This window comes from Natronospira proteinivora, assembly GCF_024170465.1.
GTDB classification, from domain to species: domain Bacteria; phylum Pseudomonadota; class Gammaproteobacteria; order Natronospirales; family Natronospiraceae; genus Natronospira; species Natronospira proteinivora.
Map to the genome: position 1 here is coordinate 1,054,635 of NZ_JALJYF010000001.1, position 16,850 is coordinate 1,071,484.

The 16,850-nt window shown below is 60.6% G+C and carries 15 protein-coding genes and 2 tRNA genes; 9 read left to right on the plus strand and 8 right to left on the minus strand.

From position 1 onward, the window contains the following. Positions 1-43: 43 nt before the first annotated feature. Positions 44-832 carry a class I SAM-dependent methyltransferase gene (locus tag J2T60_RS04950; RefSeq protein WP_253446204.1) on the minus strand — a complete coding sequence of 263 codons (789 nt, stop codon included), beginning with the start codon at positions 830-832 and terminating at the stop codon, positions 44-46. Between the two features lie 215 nt (positions 833-1,047). Between J2T60_RS04950 and J2T60_RS04955 the strand changes: the two genes are divergently transcribed. Then, the gene (locus J2T60_RS04955; protein ID WP_253446207.1) at positions 1,048-2,496 is read left to right on the plus strand and encodes a M28 family peptidase; all 1,449 of its coding nucleotides are present in this window, start codon (positions 1,048-1,050) and stop codon (positions 2,494-2,496) included. A gap of 25 nt (positions 2,497-2,521) precedes the next feature. Here the strand turns inward: J2T60_RS04955 and dusA are convergent, their stop codons facing one another. Together dusA and typA are read right to left on the minus strand one after the other, a co-directional pair. Beyond that, entirely contained in the window at positions 2,522-3,511 is a 990-nt protein-coding gene (gene dusA / locus J2T60_RS04960) for a tRNA dihydrouridine(20/20a) synthase DusA (protein WP_253446210.1), read from the minus strand. 1 nt (position 3,512) lies between these two features. Further along, positions 3,513-5,327: a translational GTPase TypA gene (typA, locus tag J2T60_RS04965; protein WP_253446213.1), complete on the minus strand. Its 1,815-nt coding sequence runs from the start codon at positions 5,325-5,327 to the stop codon at positions 3,513-3,515. A gap of 70 nt (positions 5,328-5,397) precedes the next feature. Here typA and J2T60_RS04970 point away from each other — a divergent pair, with 70 nt between their 5' ends. The 4 genes from J2T60_RS04970 (at position 5,398) to J2T60_RS04985 (ending at position 8,602) form a co-directional block, all read left to right on the plus strand. Next, a complete protein-coding gene (locus J2T60_RS04970) occupies positions 5,398-5,766 on the plus strand; it encodes a DUF3301 domain-containing protein (protein WP_253446216.1) in 369 nt (122 codons plus the stop codon). Continuing rightward, positions 5,763-7,004 carry a threonine/serine exporter family protein gene (locus J2T60_RS04975; RefSeq protein WP_253446220.1) on the plus strand — a complete coding sequence of 414 codons (1,242 nt, stop codon included), beginning with the start codon at positions 5,763-5,765 and terminating at the stop codon, positions 7,002-7,004. Before J2T60_RS04970 ends, J2T60_RS04975 begins: the two co-directional genes overlap by 4 nt. A gap of 20 nt (positions 7,005-7,024) precedes the next feature. Beyond that, the gene (locus J2T60_RS04980; RefSeq protein WP_253446223.1) at positions 7,025-8,014 is read left to right on the plus strand and encodes a serine/threonine protein kinase; all 990 of its coding nucleotides are present in this window, start codon (positions 7,025-7,027) and stop codon (positions 8,012-8,014) included. 138 nt (positions 8,015-8,152) lie between these two features. Then, positions 8,153-8,602 carry a host attachment protein gene (locus J2T60_RS04985; protein ID WP_253446225.1) on the plus strand — a complete coding sequence of 150 codons (450 nt, stop codon included), beginning with the start codon at positions 8,153-8,155 and terminating at the stop codon, positions 8,600-8,602. Positions 8,603-8,629: 27 nt separating this feature from the next. On the opposite strand, the gene J2T60_RS04990 is transcribed toward J2T60_RS04985, so the two are convergent. Continuing rightward, complete coding sequence (locus J2T60_RS04990) at positions 8,630-9,568, minus strand: LysR family transcriptional regulator (protein WP_253446228.1); 939 nt, start codon at positions 9,566-9,568, stop codon at positions 8,630-8,632. Positions 9,569-9,672: 104 nt separating this feature from the next. Between J2T60_RS04990 and J2T60_RS04995 the strand changes: the two genes are divergently transcribed. Both J2T60_RS04995 and J2T60_RS05000 read left to right on the plus strand, forming a co-directional pair. Continuing rightward, complete coding sequence (locus J2T60_RS04995) at positions 9,673-10,653, plus strand: glutathione S-transferase family protein (RefSeq protein ID WP_253446231.1); 981 nt, start codon at positions 9,673-9,675, stop codon at positions 10,651-10,653. Positions 10,654-10,811: 158 nt separating this feature from the next. Continuing rightward, on the plus strand, positions 10,812-11,498 hold the full coding sequence (locus tag J2T60_RS05000; RefSeq protein ID WP_253446234.1) for a class I SAM-dependent methyltransferase: 687 nt from the start codon (positions 10,812-10,814) through the stop codon (positions 11,496-11,498). Positions 11,499-11,720: 222 nt separating this feature from the next. Here J2T60_RS05000 and J2T60_RS05005 read toward each other — a convergent pair whose 3' ends face one another. Together J2T60_RS05005 and J2T60_RS05010 are read right to left on the minus strand one after the other, a co-directional pair. Beyond that, a complete protein-coding gene (locus J2T60_RS05005; RefSeq protein WP_253446237.1) occupies positions 11,721-12,791 on the minus strand; it encodes a ParM/StbA family protein in 1,071 nt (356 codons plus the stop codon). A 161-nt stretch (positions 12,792-12,952) separates the two neighbouring features. After that, positions 12,953-14,188 (minus strand): HD-GYP domain-containing protein, encoded by a 1,236-nt coding sequence (locus J2T60_RS05010; RefSeq protein WP_253446240.1) that lies wholly within the window; start codon positions 14,186-14,188, stop codon positions 12,953-12,955. Positions 14,189-14,451: 263 nt separating this feature from the next. Between J2T60_RS05010 and J2T60_RS05015 the strand changes: the two genes are divergently transcribed. Together J2T60_RS05015 and J2T60_RS05020 are read left to right on the plus strand one after the other, a co-directional pair. Further along, complete coding sequence (locus J2T60_RS05015) at positions 14,452-15,867, plus strand: AAA family ATPase (protein ID WP_253446243.1); 1,416 nt, start codon at positions 14,452-14,454, stop codon at positions 15,865-15,867. Beyond that, positions 15,864-16,511, plus strand: a complete 648-nt coding sequence (locus J2T60_RS05020; protein ID WP_253446246.1) for a hypothetical protein — start codon at positions 15,864-15,866, stop codon at positions 16,509-16,511. The genes J2T60_RS05015 and J2T60_RS05020 overlap by 4 nt, the downstream gene beginning before the upstream one ends. 65 nt (positions 16,512-16,576) lie before the next feature. Here the strand turns inward: J2T60_RS05020 and J2T60_RS05025 are convergent. Both J2T60_RS05025 and J2T60_RS05030 read right to left on the minus strand, forming a co-directional pair. Next, positions 16,577-16,652, minus strand: a tRNA-Glu gene (locus J2T60_RS05025). Positions 16,653-16,708: 56 nt separating this feature from the next. Then, positions 16,709-16,784, minus strand: a tRNA-Ala gene (locus tag J2T60_RS05030). Positions 16,785-16,850 lie beyond the last annotated feature (66 nt).

Consider the following 16,850-nt stretch of genomic DNA (forward strand, 5'->3'; position numbering starts at 1 on the left):
AATCATGGTCCCGGCCCAATCATGATCGGCCGGGACCTTTGATTTATTTTTCAGCCACTACGTAGCAGATCCAGCCGGCGTCGGCCTCGCCATGGGCCGCCGGGGTAAACTCACCATCCCCCTCGCCGCTTTCTTCATCGGTGCCTTCCCAATACACCGTCACCCGGGCAAACCCGGCTTCCTCCAACAACTCTTGGATTTCCGGCAGGGTCCACATGCGCCAGTGATAGGTGAAGGCCTTCTTGAGCTCCGAACCATCCGGAAAGGCAAAGTGGATGTGGCAGGTCATCTCGCCAGTGATGGGATCGTAGTGCGCCTGGTCCCAGATATAATCAAAACCGTCGCACTCCCGCTCTTCTTCCAGTTCCCGAAAGGCGTCATAGCCACCGAAGGCATCCAGGAACAGGACCCCGTCTTCGGCCAGATTGGTGCGGGCCTTCTCGAAATAGGTCCTGAGCGCCTTGCGGGTCTTGAACAGGTAGTAGCTGAAGTTCATGGCCAACAAGGCATCTACCGGCTCAGTCTTGGCGGTCATCACATCGCCTTCGATTAGCTGGATGCGGGCCTGCTGTTCCTTCTCAAGACGCCCCACGTGGTGTTCACGCCCCCAGGCTAGCACCTCGCCGTCCAGGTCCACGCCCACTGCGGTGTGCTCCTCATGACGCCGCACCCACTCCGCGGAGGAGTTACCCGTTCCGCAGAAGTCTTCTCTCAGGGTGATGGGTTCCCGGCCGCGGATTTCCTCGAAAACCGATTCCACGAAATCCATTTCTGCTTCCGGTTCCTGCACCGATTGCTCATAGAGGATATGCCGGTCCGCCTGACTGGCCATGCTGTTTTTCTTTGACCCACGCTTGCTCTTTGCCATTTCCAACCCTTTAACGATTCAAGACGAACACACGATGGATGATTTTCCCGTGCTCAACTGAGATAATCCAAGCCGTTTGGCCGGTATTCAAAGGGCGCATTGTACGCAGAAATGCGCCGTGACGCCCTACCCCCTTTGGCCGGCCCCGGTATCCAAGACAACCCTTCGGAGTGCAATCGATGAATTCTGTTCGAATCACCAGCCTCATCGCCCTGCTGTTTCTGGCTACTGTCCTGTGGTCAATTCCCGCTCAGGCCGAGGAGGAAGAGATCTCGGAACTGGACGCCGAACTGGTGGATACCGCCAATACACTCAAGACCGCGGGCCTTGAGAGTGACCTGGCCTGGAATCTGACCGAAGACTTGCTGACCAAGGTGGGGCCGCGCTTTGCCGGTACCGAGGGTGACCGGGCAGCGGTGAGCTGGGCCTTGACCCAGATGCGTGAGCTGGGGTTCGAGAACATTCAGGCCGAAGAAGTGGAAGTGCCCCGCTGGGTGCGCGGCGAAATCGACGTGGAGATCACCGGCCCCTATCCCCAGCCATTGGTAGCCGTGGCCCTGGGTGGCAGCATTGGTACCGAGGATGGCGGCATTGAAGCCCCGGTTCGCAAGGTGCATGACATTGAAGAGCTGGAATCCCTGAACCGCTCCCAAGTGGAAGGGCATATCGTCTACTTCAGCCAGCGCATGGAACGAACCCGGGACGCCTCCGGCTACAGTGAAGCGGTGGCCAACCGTTCCTCCGGGCCGGCGCTGGCCTCGGAGATGGGCGCGGTGGCTGCGGTGATCCGCTCCATCGGCAGCTCGGATGAACGCGTGGCTCATACCGGCGGCACCCATTTCCCGGAGGACGTCAAGCGGATTCCGGCCGCAGCCCTGTCCAACCCGGATGCCAACCTGCTGGAACGCCAGCTGGCGGAAGGCCGGCCCGTGACCCTGCGAATGGAGCTGACCTCCCGCAATCTGGAGCCCACCAAGTCCGCCAATGTGATCGGCGAGATTCCCGGCACCGACCCCGATGCCGGTGTGGTGCTGCTGGGCGCCCATCTGGATTCCTGGGATATCACCCCCGGCGCCCATGACGCCGCAGCCTGCGTGGGCATTATCACCGCCGCCGCCCGGCTGATTCAGGAAATGGACGAGCCGCCCCGGCGGACCATTCGCGTGGTGCTATTTGCCAATGAGGAGTTCGGGCTCTCTGGCGCCCGCACCTATACCGAGAACCGCCGTCATCAACTGGATGATCACTTCGTGGGTATCGGGGCGGATCTGGGCGCCCATGCGGTTTGGCGCTTTGAAACCCGCATGAATGAAGACAGCTTGCCCCTGGGTCGAGCCTTTCATCAGGTGATCAAGGACATGGCCATGCACGATGACGAGACCATCGAGCTGGGCGGCAACGATGCCTACGGCATTCCGGATTTCATTCCCCTGCGGGAAGCCGGCCTGCCCATCCTGGACCCCATGCAGGACGCCCGGCCCTACTTCGACATCCACCACACCATCAACGACACTCTGGACAAGGTGGATCCGGAGGAGCTGAAGCAGAATGTGGCCATCTATACCGCCCTGACCTGGCTGGCGGCTAACGTGGACGGGGATTTCCGGCCGGTGCCGGAAGAGGATTGATACCTGCGGGCCGGGCCGGACCGCTTCAGGCAACGTCCGGCTCGGCCACCCGCCCCAGGGCCTCCAGGACAGTGGCCTCGGCCGAAAGATTCCGGCCCATGTTCTCGGCCAGGCCCCGGCGCCAGTGACGGGCACCCGGCACACCCTGGAACAAGCCGTGGATATTTCTCAGGAGCAGGCTTTTGGGAACCCCCTCGACTTCCATCCGGGCACAATAGGCCGCGTATTCCCGGGCCACCTCGGCCCGGCTCAGACTCGCCGCCTTGTCACCGAATAACCGTTGATCCGCCTCGGCCAGCATCCAGGGATTACTGCAGGCGGCCCGCCCAATCATCACCCCGTGGAAATCATCCAGCAGGGTTTCGGCTTCATCCAGGCTTTGAATCCCACCGTTGATCACGATCTCCAACTGGGGGAAACGATGGCGCATCAGGCGCACCCGATCGAAATCCAGGGGCGGGATGTCCCGGTTCTGCTTGGGGCTTAGGCCCTTGAGCCAGGCCTTGCGGGCATGCACGGCAAAGTGCCGGCAGCTGGTGGCCGAGACGGTATCAAGGAATTCACTGAGAGCGGCATCGCTGTCCTGATCGTCCACCCCGATCCGGCATTTCACCGTCACCGGAATGGAGACCGCTTGCTTCATGGCGGCCACGCAGTCGGCCACCAGGGCGGGTTCGCGCATCAGGCAGGCGCCGAAACGTCCGGCCTGGACCCGGTCACTGGGACAACCCACATTGAGATTGACCTCGTCGTAACCCTGCCCTTCTGCGATTCGTGCCGCCTCGGCCAGGACCTCGGGTTCGGAGCCTCCCAGCTGCAGTGCCAGGGGGTGCTCGATGGCCGAGAAGGCCAACAGGCGATCACGCCGGCCCTGAATCACCGCGCGGGCATGCACCATTTCCGTGTACAGCAACACCCGGCGGCTGATCAGCCGCAGGAAATAGCGGAAATGTCGGTCTGTCCAATCCATCATGGGCGCGACAGACAGACGATGATCCAGGGCTTGCGTGCTCATGTCAGGCAGACTTGCGGGATGCCTTTTTCCGGTCGCTTTCGGTAAGCCAGCGCTTGCGCACCCGAAGGCTGCCCGGGGTCACCTCGATCAATTCATCGTCATTGATGAATTCCAGGGCCTGCTCCAGGGTCAGGTTGATGGGCGGTGTCAGCTGAATGGCATCGTCCTTGCCGGAAGCGCGCACATTGGTCAGCTGCTTGGCCTTCTGGGGGTTCACGGTAAGATCGTTTTCCCGCGCATGAATCCCGATCACCTGCCCCTCGTACACCGGATCCCCGGGAGAGACGAACAGCTTGCCCCGGTCCTGCAGGTTGAACAAGGCAAAGCCCACGGCCTTGCCCTGGCCATTGGAGATGATCGCGCCGTTACGACGAGCGCCCAGATCGGCACTGCTCAGCGGGCCATACTGATCAAAAACATGGTGCATGATGCCAGTGCCGGAGGTGAGCGTCCGGAAATCGGTCTGGAAACCAATCAAGCCTCGGGCCGGGATCTTGTAATCCAGACGCACCCGGCCCTTGCCGTCGGGGGCCATGTTTTCCAGTTGGCCGCCGCGTTCGCCCAAGGCCTCCATCACCGCACCCTGGGTGGCTTCTTCCAGGTCCACGGTCAACAGTTCCCAGGGCTCCTGCTTGACGCCATCGATTTCCTTGACGATCACCTCGGGGCGGGAAACGGCCAGCTCGTAACTCTCGCGGCGCATGTTTTCCAGCAGGATCGACAGGTGCAGCTCACCCCGACCGGAGACCTTGAACTTCTCCGGATCGGCGGTTTCTTCCACCTTCAAGGCCACGTTGTGGATGGTTTCCTTCAACAGGCGCTCACGGACCTGGCGACTGGTGACGTACTTGCCTTCCTTGCCGGCGAAGGGCGAAGTATTGGTCTCGAAGGTCATGCTGATGGTGGGCTCGTCCACGGTCAGCGGCTTCATGGCTTCCGGGTGTTCCGGGTCGCAGACGGTGTCCGACACCCGGGGGAAATCCATGCCGCTGAAGGCCACGATGTCGCCGGCGGAGGCCTCCTCCACCTCGACCCGCTCCAGGCCCATGAAACCGAAGACATTCATGATCCGTTCCCGGCGTTGCTTGCCGTCTCGGTCAACCACCACCACCGGGCTGTTCTTGCGCATAGTGCCCTTGCGAATTCGGCCAATGGCGATGGCACCCAGATAGCTGGAGTAATCCAGGGAGGTCACCTGCATCTGCAGCGGTGAATCCGGGTCCACTGCCGGCGGCGGCACTTCTTCCACCAGGGTCTTGAACAGGGCCTGCATGTCTTCGGCCGGCTCAGGCTCCATATTGGCCCAGCCGTTCAGGGCCGAGGCATAGACCACTGGGAAATCCAGCTGGTCTTCATCGGCACCCAGGTGGTCCAGCAGATCGAAGGTCTGGTCCAGCACCCAGTCCGGACGGGCCCCGGGACGGTCGATCTTGTTGATCACCACAATGGGCTTGAGGCCGTGGGAAAAGGCCTTCTGGCAGACAAAGCGGGTCTGGGGCATGGGCCCGTCCACCGCGTCCACCAGCAGCACAAAGGCATCCACCATGGAGAGCACCCGTTCCACTTCCCCGCCGAAATCGGCGTGACCGGGAGTATCCACGATGTTGATACGGTAGTCCTGCCATTCAATCGCCGTGTTCTTCGACAGGATCGTGATCCCGCGTTCACGTTCGATATCATTGGAGTCCATGGCCCGATCAGGCAGGGTCTCGGCCCGCTCAAGGGTGCCGGACTGCTGAAGGAGACGATCCACGAGTGTTGTCTTGCCATGGTCGACATGCGCGACAATGGCCACGTTTCTGAGCTTTTCTATCACTGAAATACCACCGGAAGGGAAAATTTAATCCACCATTGTATCATTGCTCGCATCGCGAAGCTCCCATAGGATGAAAGGGATCATTCAATTCGCCCCTGAACCGGAGCAAAACCGCATGCTCAGCGCCAGTCACCTTACCTTCCTGCTGATCTTCGGGTTGGTTCTCTGGCTGTGGCGGGACAATCTCGCCGCTCGCGAAGTGGCCATTGAGGCCGTCAAGCGTACCTGTCAGCAGTTGGGCGTGCAGATGCTGGACCAGACCGTGGCCATTCAGCGTGTCCGACCCAATCTGAGCAGCCGGGGGCTGCGCCTACGGCGCAAATACCAGTTCGAATTCAGCATTGACGGCGGCGAACGCTTCCCGGGCCGGGCCGAACTGCTCGGCCAGCGCGTGATTTCCGTCCAACTGGACGGCCCCGAAGGCATGGTGATTTCATGACGGAACTGGAGCGCCGGGAGATCAGCGCTACCCGGGAAGGCCGAGGCCGGGCCGAACTGGTGCTGGAGATTGGACGTGCCCTGCTCCGCCTGGGAGCACCTGCCTATCGCCTGGAAGACACCATGCGGCTGGTGGCCCGACGCCTGGGGCTGGAAGGGCAATTCTACTGCACGCCCACGGCCTTCATCGCCGCCCTGGGGCGGGGTTCTCGCCAGCGCAGCTTCATGGCCCGGGTGGATGAATCCGAGATTCACTTGGGCAAGATGTCACGCATCCATGATGTCATCGAATCCCTTTCCCAGGGCATCCTCAGCCCGGTGGCCGCCATTCGCCAGGTGCGGGAGATCATGGACAGCGCCGTCCAATACCCCCTGCTGGTTCGCTTGATTGCCCCCGCCCTGTTCTCGGCCGCAGTGGCCATCCTGTTCGGCGGGGGCGTGATTGAGCTGGCGGTAGCCTGCCTGCTGGGCATGGTGACCGGCGGCCTGGGGCTGGTGATGAGGCGATCGGTCAATCTCGCCCGGCTCTACCCCCCCGTGGCGGGCATGCTGTCGGCGGTCCTCGCTGGCATGGCCCTGCTGGTCCTGCCGGATTTCTCCGTCTATCTTGCCCTGATCGCCGGGCTGATCGTACTCATGCCCGGCCTGGGCCTGACCTTGGCCACCCGGGAACTGGCCAGCGGCCATTTGGTCGCCGGCAGTTCCCGCATGGCCGGAGCGATAGTGGCCCTGGTCGTTGTCGGCTTCGGGGTGGCCCTGGGCAGTCAGATCAGCCAGGTGGTCAGCGGCCCCTGGCCACAGGAAATCAGCCAGGCGATTCCCGCCTGGACGCCCTGGCTGGCCATTCTGGCGGCGGGCATCGGTTTTACCGTGCTGTTCAATGCCACGCCTAACAAACTGGGCTGGATCCTAGCCGGCGGCATCATCGCGGTGGAAGTGGGTGGACGAGTCTCGGATTGGCTGAACCCAGGTCTGGGGGCGCTAGTAGGGGCCTTGCTGGTGGGCTTGCTGGGTAATCTCTATGCCCGCTACCGCAACCGCCCGGCGGTCATCATCCAGGTCCCCGGCATCATGCTCATGGTACCGGGCAGTCTCAGTTTCCGGGGCCTGAGCTCTTTGCTGGAGCAGGACGCACTGGGCGGGGTTCAGATTGGATTCACCGTGGCGCTGGTGGCCGCAGGCCTGAGCACCGGGCTAATTCTGGCCAGCGCCCTGCTCCCGCCCCAACGTGCGCTGTAAGCGACAACCAAGGCAACAACATGCAAAGTTATTCGGATCTTTCTCCGAGCACCATTCTCAACGCCGTGGAAGCCGCTGGCTTTGAGCCGGACGGACGCATTACGGCACTGAACAGTTATGAAAACCGGGTTTATCAGTTGGGCCAGGTTTCCGGCGGGCTGATCGTGGCCAAGTTCTATCGCCCGGGGCGCTGGTCCGATGCCACCATTCTCGAGGAACACGGCTTCGCCCAGGAACTGGCCGAAGCGGAATTGCCGGTGGTGGCCCCCCATGAACTGGCCAACGGCAGCACCCTGCTTCACCATGCTGAGCATCGCCTGACGGTGTTCCCGTCCATCGGGGGCCGACCCCCAGCCCTGGATCAAAGCGAAGACCTGCGCCAGATGGGACGCTTGCTGGCCCGCATCCACAATGTGGGCGCGACCCATCCCTTCGAGCATCGCGCCAGCCTATCACCGGCCCGGCTCGCCGCGGAAGCCGTGGAGCAGGTCAATCGACGCCAGCTGGTACCGGATCACCTCACCGAAAGCTGGCACAACCTGTCCGAGGTGATCACTCAGCGCATCCGGCAACGGATGGAAGAAGCCGGACCGTTGCGCACTCTCCGCATCCACGGCGACTCCCATCCCGGCAATGTGCTCTGGCGAGACGATGGTCCCTGGGTGCTGGATCTGGACGATGCGGTCAACGGCCCGGCCATCCAGGATCTGTGGATGTATCTCTCCGGTGACCGGGAATACCAGAGTGCCCGACTGCATGAGCTACTGGAAGGCTACAGCAGCTTCAGAAGTTTCGATCCCAGGGAGCTGTATGTGATCGAGGCCCTGCGGGCCATGCGCATGCTCTATTTCCTGGGCTGGATTGCCGGACGCTGGGATGATCCGGCCTTTCCCCAGGCCTTCCCTGACTTTGCCGAACCCCGCTATTGGGACCGGCAGATTCTCGGGCTTCAGGAGCAACTGGCCGCCCTCGACGAGTCACCGCTGGTGTGGCAAGGCGCTGGTTTCTAGCAGGTCCGCTACCTGTCATCGTGATGCTTTTTGATAAAGCTTGAAAAGCGCTCGGGCCAGTCCCAAGATTAAGTAACGAGGGGATGTTTCATTCACGCTCCGAAGACTTCCCCGGAGCTACGGCAAGGGAGCTAGTCTATGAAGGTCGATATGCCGCTCACCTGGGTTGTGGTGGCTGACGCCAGCCGCGCCCGTTTCCTGCATTTCAAGGGTCATGTCAGTGGACTTGAAGAGATCCATGACATGGTCAACCCCGAAGGAAGACTCCGCAACCAAGATCTGGTCACCGACAAGCACGGCACCACCAGTGACCGCAAAGGGGTAGGCACCCCGCAAATGGGCGATAACGCCGAAGCTGCCCACCAGGTGGAACGCGCCTTTGCCCAGGAAGTGGCCAAGGAGCTGGGCAAAATGAGCCGGGAAGCTGGCGTCAAGGCCTTGCATATCGCCGCCCCGCCCCGTTTCCTGGGTGATCTCCGAAAAAGCCTGGACAAGAACACCAACGGCCTAGTGAAACACGAAATCAACAAGGATATCTCAGCCCTGAGCCTGGACGAGATCAAGCGGCATCTGGACCGGGCCGCCTGACGCCAGACCGGGTCATGGTGGGGACGGTCAGTGGCCGTCCAACTCATGACCCGGTCTTTCATTGGCCCCTTGATGCCAGTTGCGGGCAGCCGCCCGAATACAATCAGCCAGCAGTCGAACCGCCGGGCCCATGGCTTGGCCCCGATTCTTGACCAGATAAAGATGGCTGCGCTTGCCGCCGCCATCCACCAGGGACAGAACAGACAGCGCGCCACTGGTCACGGCCGCCTCCACCTGATGCGCGGGCAGCCAGGCGAACCCCGTGCCGCTCATCACCACCGATTGCGCGGTTTCCAGGGAACCCACCGTCCAGCGTCGGGGTGAGGCCAGCCAGCCGGAATCTCGTCGATCCCGCCGGGCGGAATCACGAATCACCACCTGTAGCTCGCGGCTCAAGGCATCTCCGGTCAAGGCCCTGCCGGCCCGGGCCAGGGGATGGTCTGGATGGGCTACCGGCAGAAAGGCCACGTCCATCAAGGGCTCGCCCAGAAAACCGGCCGGGGCGGTAGGGGTTAGCGCCAGATCCACCGAACCCGCCTCCAGTGCTTCCCCCGCCCCCGACAAGACCTCCTCGAACAAGGCCACCCGGGTGCCGGAAGCCTCGCGGGCGAAGGTGGCCAGGGCATTCATAATCAGCGGGCGAGGACAAATGGCATCCACGGCCAGTGCCAGTTCCGCTTCCCAGCCTTCTGCCAGGGTGGCAGCAAAACCCTCCAGCTGCTCCGCTTCCGCCAGCAGGTTCCGGGCGCCGCGCAGCAACAGGGCGCCGGCCTCGGTCAGACGGGCCCGGCGTCCCTCCAGACGCAGCAGGCTCACGCCCAGGCTTTCCTCCAGACGCGCCACGGCATAGCTGATCGAAGACTGGCTGCGGTTCAGAACCTCGGCCGCCTGAGCATAACCGCCCTCGTCCACCACGGCCTGCAGGCTTCGCCACTGGGCTAGGGTTGTTTTGGGACTGGCCCCCATGACATCTCATCAAATTTATCGATAAAAGAGATCGTTATTTTGCATTTTTTAATCGACAATTCCAATTCATAATAGGGGTTCATGTTTACAACAGGATGATCATTATGGGTTTGCTAGTCGATGGTGAATGGGTTGATCAGTGGTACGACACCGAGAAGCACGGCGGCCGTTTCGTACGGGAATCGGCCCAATTCCGCAACTGGATCACGGCTGACGGCAGTGCCGGCCCCGACGGTGAAGGCGGCTTCAAGGCCGAGTCGGGCCGTTATCACATCTATTTCAGTTATGCCTGCCCCTGGGCCCACCGAACCCTGATATTCCGGAAGTTGAAGCAACTGGAAGATGTCATTTCCGCCTCCCCGGTAGATCCGGACATGCTGGAGAATGGCTGGGAATTCGGACCGGAAAGCGACGGCACGGCCGACCCCCTGTTCGGCAAACGTTTCTTGCGGGAAATCTACACCCAGGCCGATCCCAAATACACCGGCCGGGTCACGGTTCCGGTGGTCTGGGACAAGGTCCGGGAAACCATTGTGACTAATGAATCCGCCGAAATCATCCGGATGTTGAATACGGCGTTCCAGGAATTTACGCCGGTGGAGACCGATTATTATCCCGCCGAGCTCCGCCAGGATATCGATGAGATCAATGAACAGGTTTATCACCAGGTGAATAATGGCGTTTACCGCTGCGGCTTTGCCACCTCCCAAACCGCCTATAACGAAGCCTTCGACAATCTCTTCCGCGCCCTGGACCAGCTGGAAGACCGCCTGTCCCGTCAACGTTATCTGGTGGGCAATCGCCTGACCGAGGCCGATTGGCGGCTTTTCACGACCCTGGTGCGATTCGATGCGGTCTATGTAGGGCACTTCAAGACCAATCTGAGGCGGATAGCGGATTACCCCAACCTCCATAACTTCACCCGGGAGCTTTATCAGGTGCCGGGGGTAGCTGAAACCGTGAATATGCGCCACATCAAGCGCCACTACTACTACAGCCACGGCAACATCAATCCCACCCGAATCATTCCCCGCGGTCCGGAACTGGATCTGGAATCCCCCCATGATCGCGACCGCTTCAAATGATCCCGGTCCGGCCCGGCTCAACAAGGATGGTTGCGGGGGCTTGCCATGATCGTCTAGTCTTAAAGGCAGTTACTGCGCCTCGTCAGAATCCCCCGGGATACTGACGGGGCGACTTTTTGACAGGCCGCCACAGGCGGCCCGGGAGAAGGCAACTCTGGATGGATATTGCGTCAATCAAGTCAGCTTATCGCCGCTATGCACGGTATTACGACCGGGTATTCGGCCCCATCTTCGCCCCCGGGCGAAATATGGCCATAGAACAGCTTGATTCGCAAAATGGCAAGCGGATCCTCGAAGTGGGCGTCGGAACAGGCCTCTCCCTGCCACATTATGAAGATGACACCCGAATTGTAGGCATTGATATCAGCAGCGACATGCTCAATATCGCTCGGCAGCGCGTCCAGGATGAGAATCTGGGCCATGTGGAAGCACTGCTGGAGATGGATGCTGAAAATCTAAGCTTCGAAGACAACAGCTTTGATGCGGTAATCGCCATGTATGTGGCGTCGGTTGTTCCTAATCCCGACCGCCTGATGGCCGAGATGGCTCGGGTCTGCAAACCGGGCGGTGATCTCATGGTCATCAACCATTTTGCCTCCCACAACCCCCTGCTGAGAGGCATGGAACGGGGCTTGACCCCCCTGTCCCGATTCGTGGGATTTCGTCCCAGCATGGACTTGTCTGAACTGCCCCAGCCCCAAGGCTTTGAACAACTGGGCATCTATCGGGCAAACATGATGGGCTACTGGAAGCTGGTTCATTATCGCCACACAGGTAGCGCCCCCTCAGCCCCGGAGAGCAAAGGCAACGGTGCCGCTCATCCATCATCCTCCGCCCATTCATAAAAAACGGCGATAGCACCAAGCTGGCACCACCGCCGTCCCCGGTCCCATCCTTGACACGTCATTTGACGCTCGAATGGCCGGGTCCCCCACACCTGAAATATTTCAACGGGCGACTACATTCTGGGCAGCATTGTCAAACCAGACTGTGATATTCATCACACTATGAAATAAAAAGCCCGGCGCAAAACGCCGGGCTTCAGAACGCTGATAAAAGCGACCGTCTTACCAGTTTTCGGCATCCGCCGTGCGCTGGCGATCCATGCCATCGCTGTCGCCACCACCGGCATCCTGGTTGCCCTGGATATTATGGTAGGCCCAGCGATAATAGCCTCGGGCATTGGCGGAAACCGGCTCATCCACCAGACGCAGCTGGGGAATATGCTCACGCAGGTACTTCTCCAGCACCTGCCCACCACCACCGGTCAGCAGGACGTGATCGTAACCGGCCACCTGCCAGAGTGACCGGATCTCCACCAACAGCTTGGTGGCCACTTCACCGAAGACCTGATCCCTCAGACCGGTGATATCCACTTCCCGTCCGGACACGTTGATTTTGCCGTTGATCACAGCCTCGTCCAGGGTGTGGGTTTCGCACTCAAGGCCATACTGGGTAGCCAAGGCGCTGGAAATACCGTCATAACCCACCGAAATGCCAATGGGTACGGTGCGGGTGAAGGCTGGCGCATAGTCCCCATCGATGATGGTGGACAGGTCACTGGTTCGGAAACCGATGTCGATAATGCCGACCTTGCCCTTCATCAGCGGGCTTTCCGGCTGAATTCGGGCCTGTTGATCCAGCACTTCGGACCAGAAGGTGCCTACCGGCTGGGGAACCACTTCAATGTTGTCCAAACGCACATTGCAGTCAAAGCGGTTACCTCCCACTTCGCGAACAATCTGATGATCGCCGCGCATGAGGTTCACCAGTTCATGGGCCATGTGCATCCGCCCAGGGGGCAGCCCGGTGACCACATAGAAGGTGTTCATGGGATCAGTGCAATAAAGACTCAAGGCACCAAGAAACAGAATCTTGATGTCATTGCCTTCCGTCCGGGTGGCTGACAGCCCCCGGTGGGCAATGCGTGAATGGCGAATGGCCAAGTCACCCAAAAAGTAGGACTTGCCACCTACGGTGACACGGAGATCCTCGGTGATTTTAGGCTTGCGGAAACCCAGGGACATGGGCGCCCCGGAACCGCCCTCGCCCACCACAGAGGGGAAAGAATGGCTGTCACGACCGTCAAATACTTTGACGAAACCGTAACCCAGGTCAAGACCGATGCAACGTTCCACTGCGTAACCCCCTTGGCTCGCTAAATGGGTGATTGGGGGCCCGTATGGACCGACCCCACACTACCTGCCTAGTTTTAGCAGCTAGGGCCTTGCAACCGCAAGCACCCAAGGGCAATTTTGGCAGAAATTTCAACAAATCCCGGTCATGACCGGGATTATGCTCAGAGAATGGTTTCGGTGGTGGTGATGGTCCGGATCTTGTCTTCGCCGAATTCCGCCGGATCCAGGGCCGACTCGATCTGCCATTCGGCGCCCGAACTGCCCCGGGGACCGGCCAGATCAACCAGCGGCCGTTTGCGATAGGGCGTACCACGGGGATCCTCTACCATCATCAAAACCGGTTTGAGCCGGCTTGTTCGGTTATGGGAAACCACCATGCCCTTGGCACCGTTGCTGAGACGCACAACCGTGCCAATGGGATAGACTCCCATGCACTTGATGAACCGTTCGATCCGTTCCCGACCAAAGCCCTTCTCCTCCTCGCGACGCAGTTTTGCCAGCGCCCGATGGGGGGAGAGCGCGGGATTGCCCGGCCAATCGCCACACATGGCGTCATACAGGTCCACGAGACCAACAAGCAGGGCCAGGGAATCAATCTGGCGATCCACCAGGGAGCGGGGATAACCGCTACCATCCAGGCGCTCGTGGTGCTGCACCACGATTCGCTTGACCGGTTCGGGCACTCCGCCGGATTGTTCCAGCAGGCGAAGCCCTTGCTCCGGATGGGTCCGCATCAGCTTCAGCTCGTCCTCCGAGAGTGGGCCTTCCCGATGCAATACCGAGCGGGGCACTTTTACCTTGCCGATGTCGTGAAGCAAACCACCCATGCCCACCGATTCAATAGCATCCCGATCCAGGCCCTCATGGCGAGCGAAGATCATGCCAATGACGGCGGTATTAATGGCGTGCTGGGCGGTATGATGATCTTTCTCCCGAAGCTGAATCAGCCACAGGGAAGCGGAAGGATTGATGAGAATGGTGTCCAGCAGCTCGGTGACCACCGTTTTGACGCCCTGAACGCTGACATGCTTGCCAAGACGGGCATCATCCATCAGCACATCCACGTACTGACGGGTCTTCTCCCGAATATCCAGGGCACGGGCCAGCTCGCGCTTGATGGCCTTGAAACGATGTTCCGGCGGGGCTTCCTCCTGCACCGTCTGACTAGGTTTTCCCCGGTCCAGCACGGCTTGGCGCCGTATGCGCGACTGCAGATCGGAGCGGGACCGCTCCAGATCAACAAATACATACTGACAGGTCTCGCGCAGCTGGCTCAGCTCGCGACGGGACTCCACCGTGAAGCCCTGAAACAGAAAGGGGGATTCCAACCACGGGCGATCAAGCTCCGCAACATACATGCCCGTGGAAACATCCGTTACCCGCAACTTGCATTTCATCCTGGTTCTCCTGATGCAAGGAGGCACCCCCTATTTCGGCCAACCCCATTGCCGATGGCGAAGTATACCAGCTGGTTATCAGAGTGACGGCAAAAGTTGTACAAGGCGCAAGGCAAACCGCATCACCGGGTGGTTCAGACCGATAGACGGGAAAATACCGTTCATCACAGATGGACGGTATCGGGGTCGGGCCTGCTAAACTGATTCCAAAAAGCCATCAACACCAACAACCCGGTGATCAAGCCGGCCCAGGGGAAATGGGAATGCAGCTTTCCGAATATCTACCTGTCAGCGGTTCCTGGTGGATCGATGTCGCGGTAGCGGTCATCGTCGCCATGATCCTACTGTATCTGGCGCGTCAAACCGCTCATGAAATCATCGCCGGCACCAGCCGAAGCTTGTCCAGCATCCTGCGGGTTGCTGCCCGGGCCACCCAGCTCTGGGCCGACAATCTGCAACGCAATGGCCGACACGGCGCCCTGCTGCTGGTGGCCGAGCACCAGGAACGGCTGGCCACCCGGGAGTTATCCAACCTGCGCAAGGAGGTCCGCGTTGGGCTGAAACGGTATCCGGCGTTGCGGGATGCGGTGAACCAGAATATTGAGCGGATCGAGGCCGAATACCAGGCCAGTCCCGAGCGCCCGGAACCGCCGGCCGCCTGGCGGGAACTGATCGAAAGCGTGGCTGGCATCCGTGAAAACAGTGACCCGGCCCTCAAAGACACCCTGGAATCCATTCGCGAGACCATCGAGAAGGCTGCCCAGCGTCTCACCGATCAGCATCAACTCCAGAATCGGGCCGCGGAACGAAGCCTGGCCCGTCTGGAACCCCGATGGAGCGAGGCTGCTGAAGAACTGACTGCGGTCAACAAGACGCTCCAGCAATTACAGGAGCGCATTGACAGCACCAATCGTCGAATTCGGCGTTTCGAAACCATCCATAATCAGCGCCGTTCCCGGACCGCCCGCTTCCGGGGCTGGCTGGCGCTTAATTTCGTGGTGGGGAGTTTCCTGCTGGCGGTGGGCATCCTCATCGCCCTGGTGAACTTCCACCTGATCCACGCCCCGCTGGAGGAAGCCTTCGGCCGTCAGGCCACCACCGGCCCCTTTCACACCGCCCTCCTGACCGCAGTCACCCTGATTCTCGCTCAGCTGGCCCTGGCGGTCATTATTTCCGATACCGCCCGTCTCAGCCGCTTAATCGCCCCAATCGGACGACTGACCGCCCTCAAGCGGCGTGTGACGCTGGGCATAGCCAGTGTCCTGATTGTCTTGCTGGCATTGAGCGAGGCCAGCCTGGCCTTCATGCGCGACAGCATTTACCTGGAGGCCGAATGGCTGGCCCGGGAGCTGGAACAGGGAGTGGCAGCCGGCAGCCCGGATCTGCGCTGGGTCCCTTCCCTGGCCCAGATGGGCATGGGCTTTGTGCTCCCACTCACCTTCATTGCCCTGGTCCCTGCCCTGGAGTCTTTCTTCCAGACCGCTCGTATCGCATTCCTGCTCACCACCGGTTTCCTGACCGCCCTATTGGCGACGGGCTTTCGACTGTTCAGCCGTCTGATTTCCAGCGCAGGCCAGCTGCTCAACTACGGCTATGATTTGCTCATCGTGCTGCCGCTCAGCATCGAGCGGCGATTCCGACGGCGGGAACCGGCCCTGGATAGCGGGAGCGAGCAATGAGGCTCGCTCCGCTTCGGGCCATGATGATAACGGTGACATTGGGCCTGCTTCTGGCCTGCCAGGATCCAGGCTCGCCCGAGGATAAACTCACGGCCTTGCTGATTCATCCCGCCAGCCTGCCGGCCCACCGCCACCAGGATGCCCTGGAATCCCTGCCACGGGCCTTTCTGGCCTCACAAGCCCCCAATGACCGGATGATCATCGCTCAGTCAGCCGGGGCGGAAGAGGCGCCCGAGGGAACCGTCACCCTGCTTCGGGAGCTGCATTTGTCCGACCGGCCACTGCAAAGTACCCGCCAATTGAGGGCGCTTTATCGATGGTTCAATAGCCAGGAAGCCAGGCTGGAAAACGATCTGGAAGACGCCCTGATTACCCTTGGGGCGAGACTTCGGGAAAGCCAGGAAGAACAGGCCTGTCTCTATCTGGTCATCAATCCGGATCGCCGGCGTGTGCCGTCCACCGATGCCATCGATTGGCAGCGACCACCGCAACCCTTTAGCGGCTGGACGGCTTTTATTCTGGTCCCTGATAGGGATACCGAGCATGATGCCGCCCGGGACGACTGGATGGCTTATCTGCACACCCTCGGAGCCGGTCGCATGCAGGTCCGGACATTAAGCGAGCCATTGCCCGCTTGCCGCTGAAACCGGGGTATTCTTTAATATTGGCACAAAAAAAACACCGCCCGTATGGGCGGTGTTTTGAATAGTGGCGTCCCCAAGGGGATTCGAACCCCTGTCGCTGCCGTGAAAGGGCAGTGTCCTAGGCCTCTAGACGATGGGGACGCTGAAACAGCTCGGGCGTCCAATTGGATCACTACGGATCCGGGCCACGAATTGTTTGGTGGAGCCAGGCGGGATCGAACCGCCGACCTCCTGCATGCCATGCAGGCGCTCTCCCAGCTGAGCTATGGCCCCAGTCTTGAGTGGGCGTGTTGCTGCTCCCTCTCAATAAGGCGCGCATTTTGCAGTACCTCGCCGGAG

Coding starts and splice junctions, on each gene's coding strand:
- J2T60_RS04975 (WP_253446220.1), top strand. CDS start 5,763: ATGACGGAACTGGAGCGCCGGGAGATCAGCGCTACCCGGGAAGGCCGA.
- J2T60_RS04990 (WP_253446228.1), bottom strand. CDS start 9,568: ATGGGGGCCAGTCCCAAAACAACCCTAGCCCAGTGGCGAAGCCTGCAG.
- dusA (WP_253446210.1), bottom strand. CDS start 3,511: ATGAGCACGCAAGCCCTGGATCATCGTCTGTCTGTCGCGCCCATGATG.
- J2T60_RS04955 (WP_253446207.1), top strand. CDS start 1,048: ATGAATTCTGTTCGAATCACCAGCCTCATCGCCCTGCTGTTTCTGGCT.
- J2T60_RS04970 (WP_253446216.1), top strand. CDS start 5,398: ATGAAAGGGATCATTCAATTCGCCCCTGAACCGGAGCAAAACCGCATG.
- J2T60_RS05020 (WP_253446246.1), top strand. CDS start 15,864: ATGAGGCTCGCTCCGCTTCGGGCCATGATGATAACGGTGACATTGGGC.
- J2T60_RS05015 (WP_253446243.1), top strand. CDS start 14,452: ATGCAGCTTTCCGAATATCTACCTGTCAGCGGTTCCTGGTGGATCGAT.
- J2T60_RS05000 (WP_253446234.1), top strand. CDS start 10,812: ATGGATATTGCGTCAATCAAGTCAGCTTATCGCCGCTATGCACGGTAT.
- J2T60_RS04950 (WP_253446204.1), bottom strand. CDS start 832: ATGGCCAGTCAGGCGGACCGGCATATCCTCTATGAGCAATCGGTGCAG.
- J2T60_RS04995 (WP_253446231.1), top strand. CDS start 9,673: ATGGGTTTGCTAGTCGATGGTGAATGGGTTGATCAGTGGTACGACACC.
- J2T60_RS04980 (WP_253446223.1), top strand. CDS start 7,025: ATGCAAAGTTATTCGGATCTTTCTCCGAGCACCATTCTCAACGCCGTG.
- J2T60_RS05010 (WP_253446240.1), bottom strand. CDS start 14,188: ATGAAATGCAAGTTGCGGGTAACGGATGTTTCCACGGGCATGTATGTT.
- J2T60_RS04985 (WP_253446225.1), top strand. CDS start 8,153: ATGAAGGTCGATATGCCGCTCACCTGGGTTGTGGTGGCTGACGCCAGC.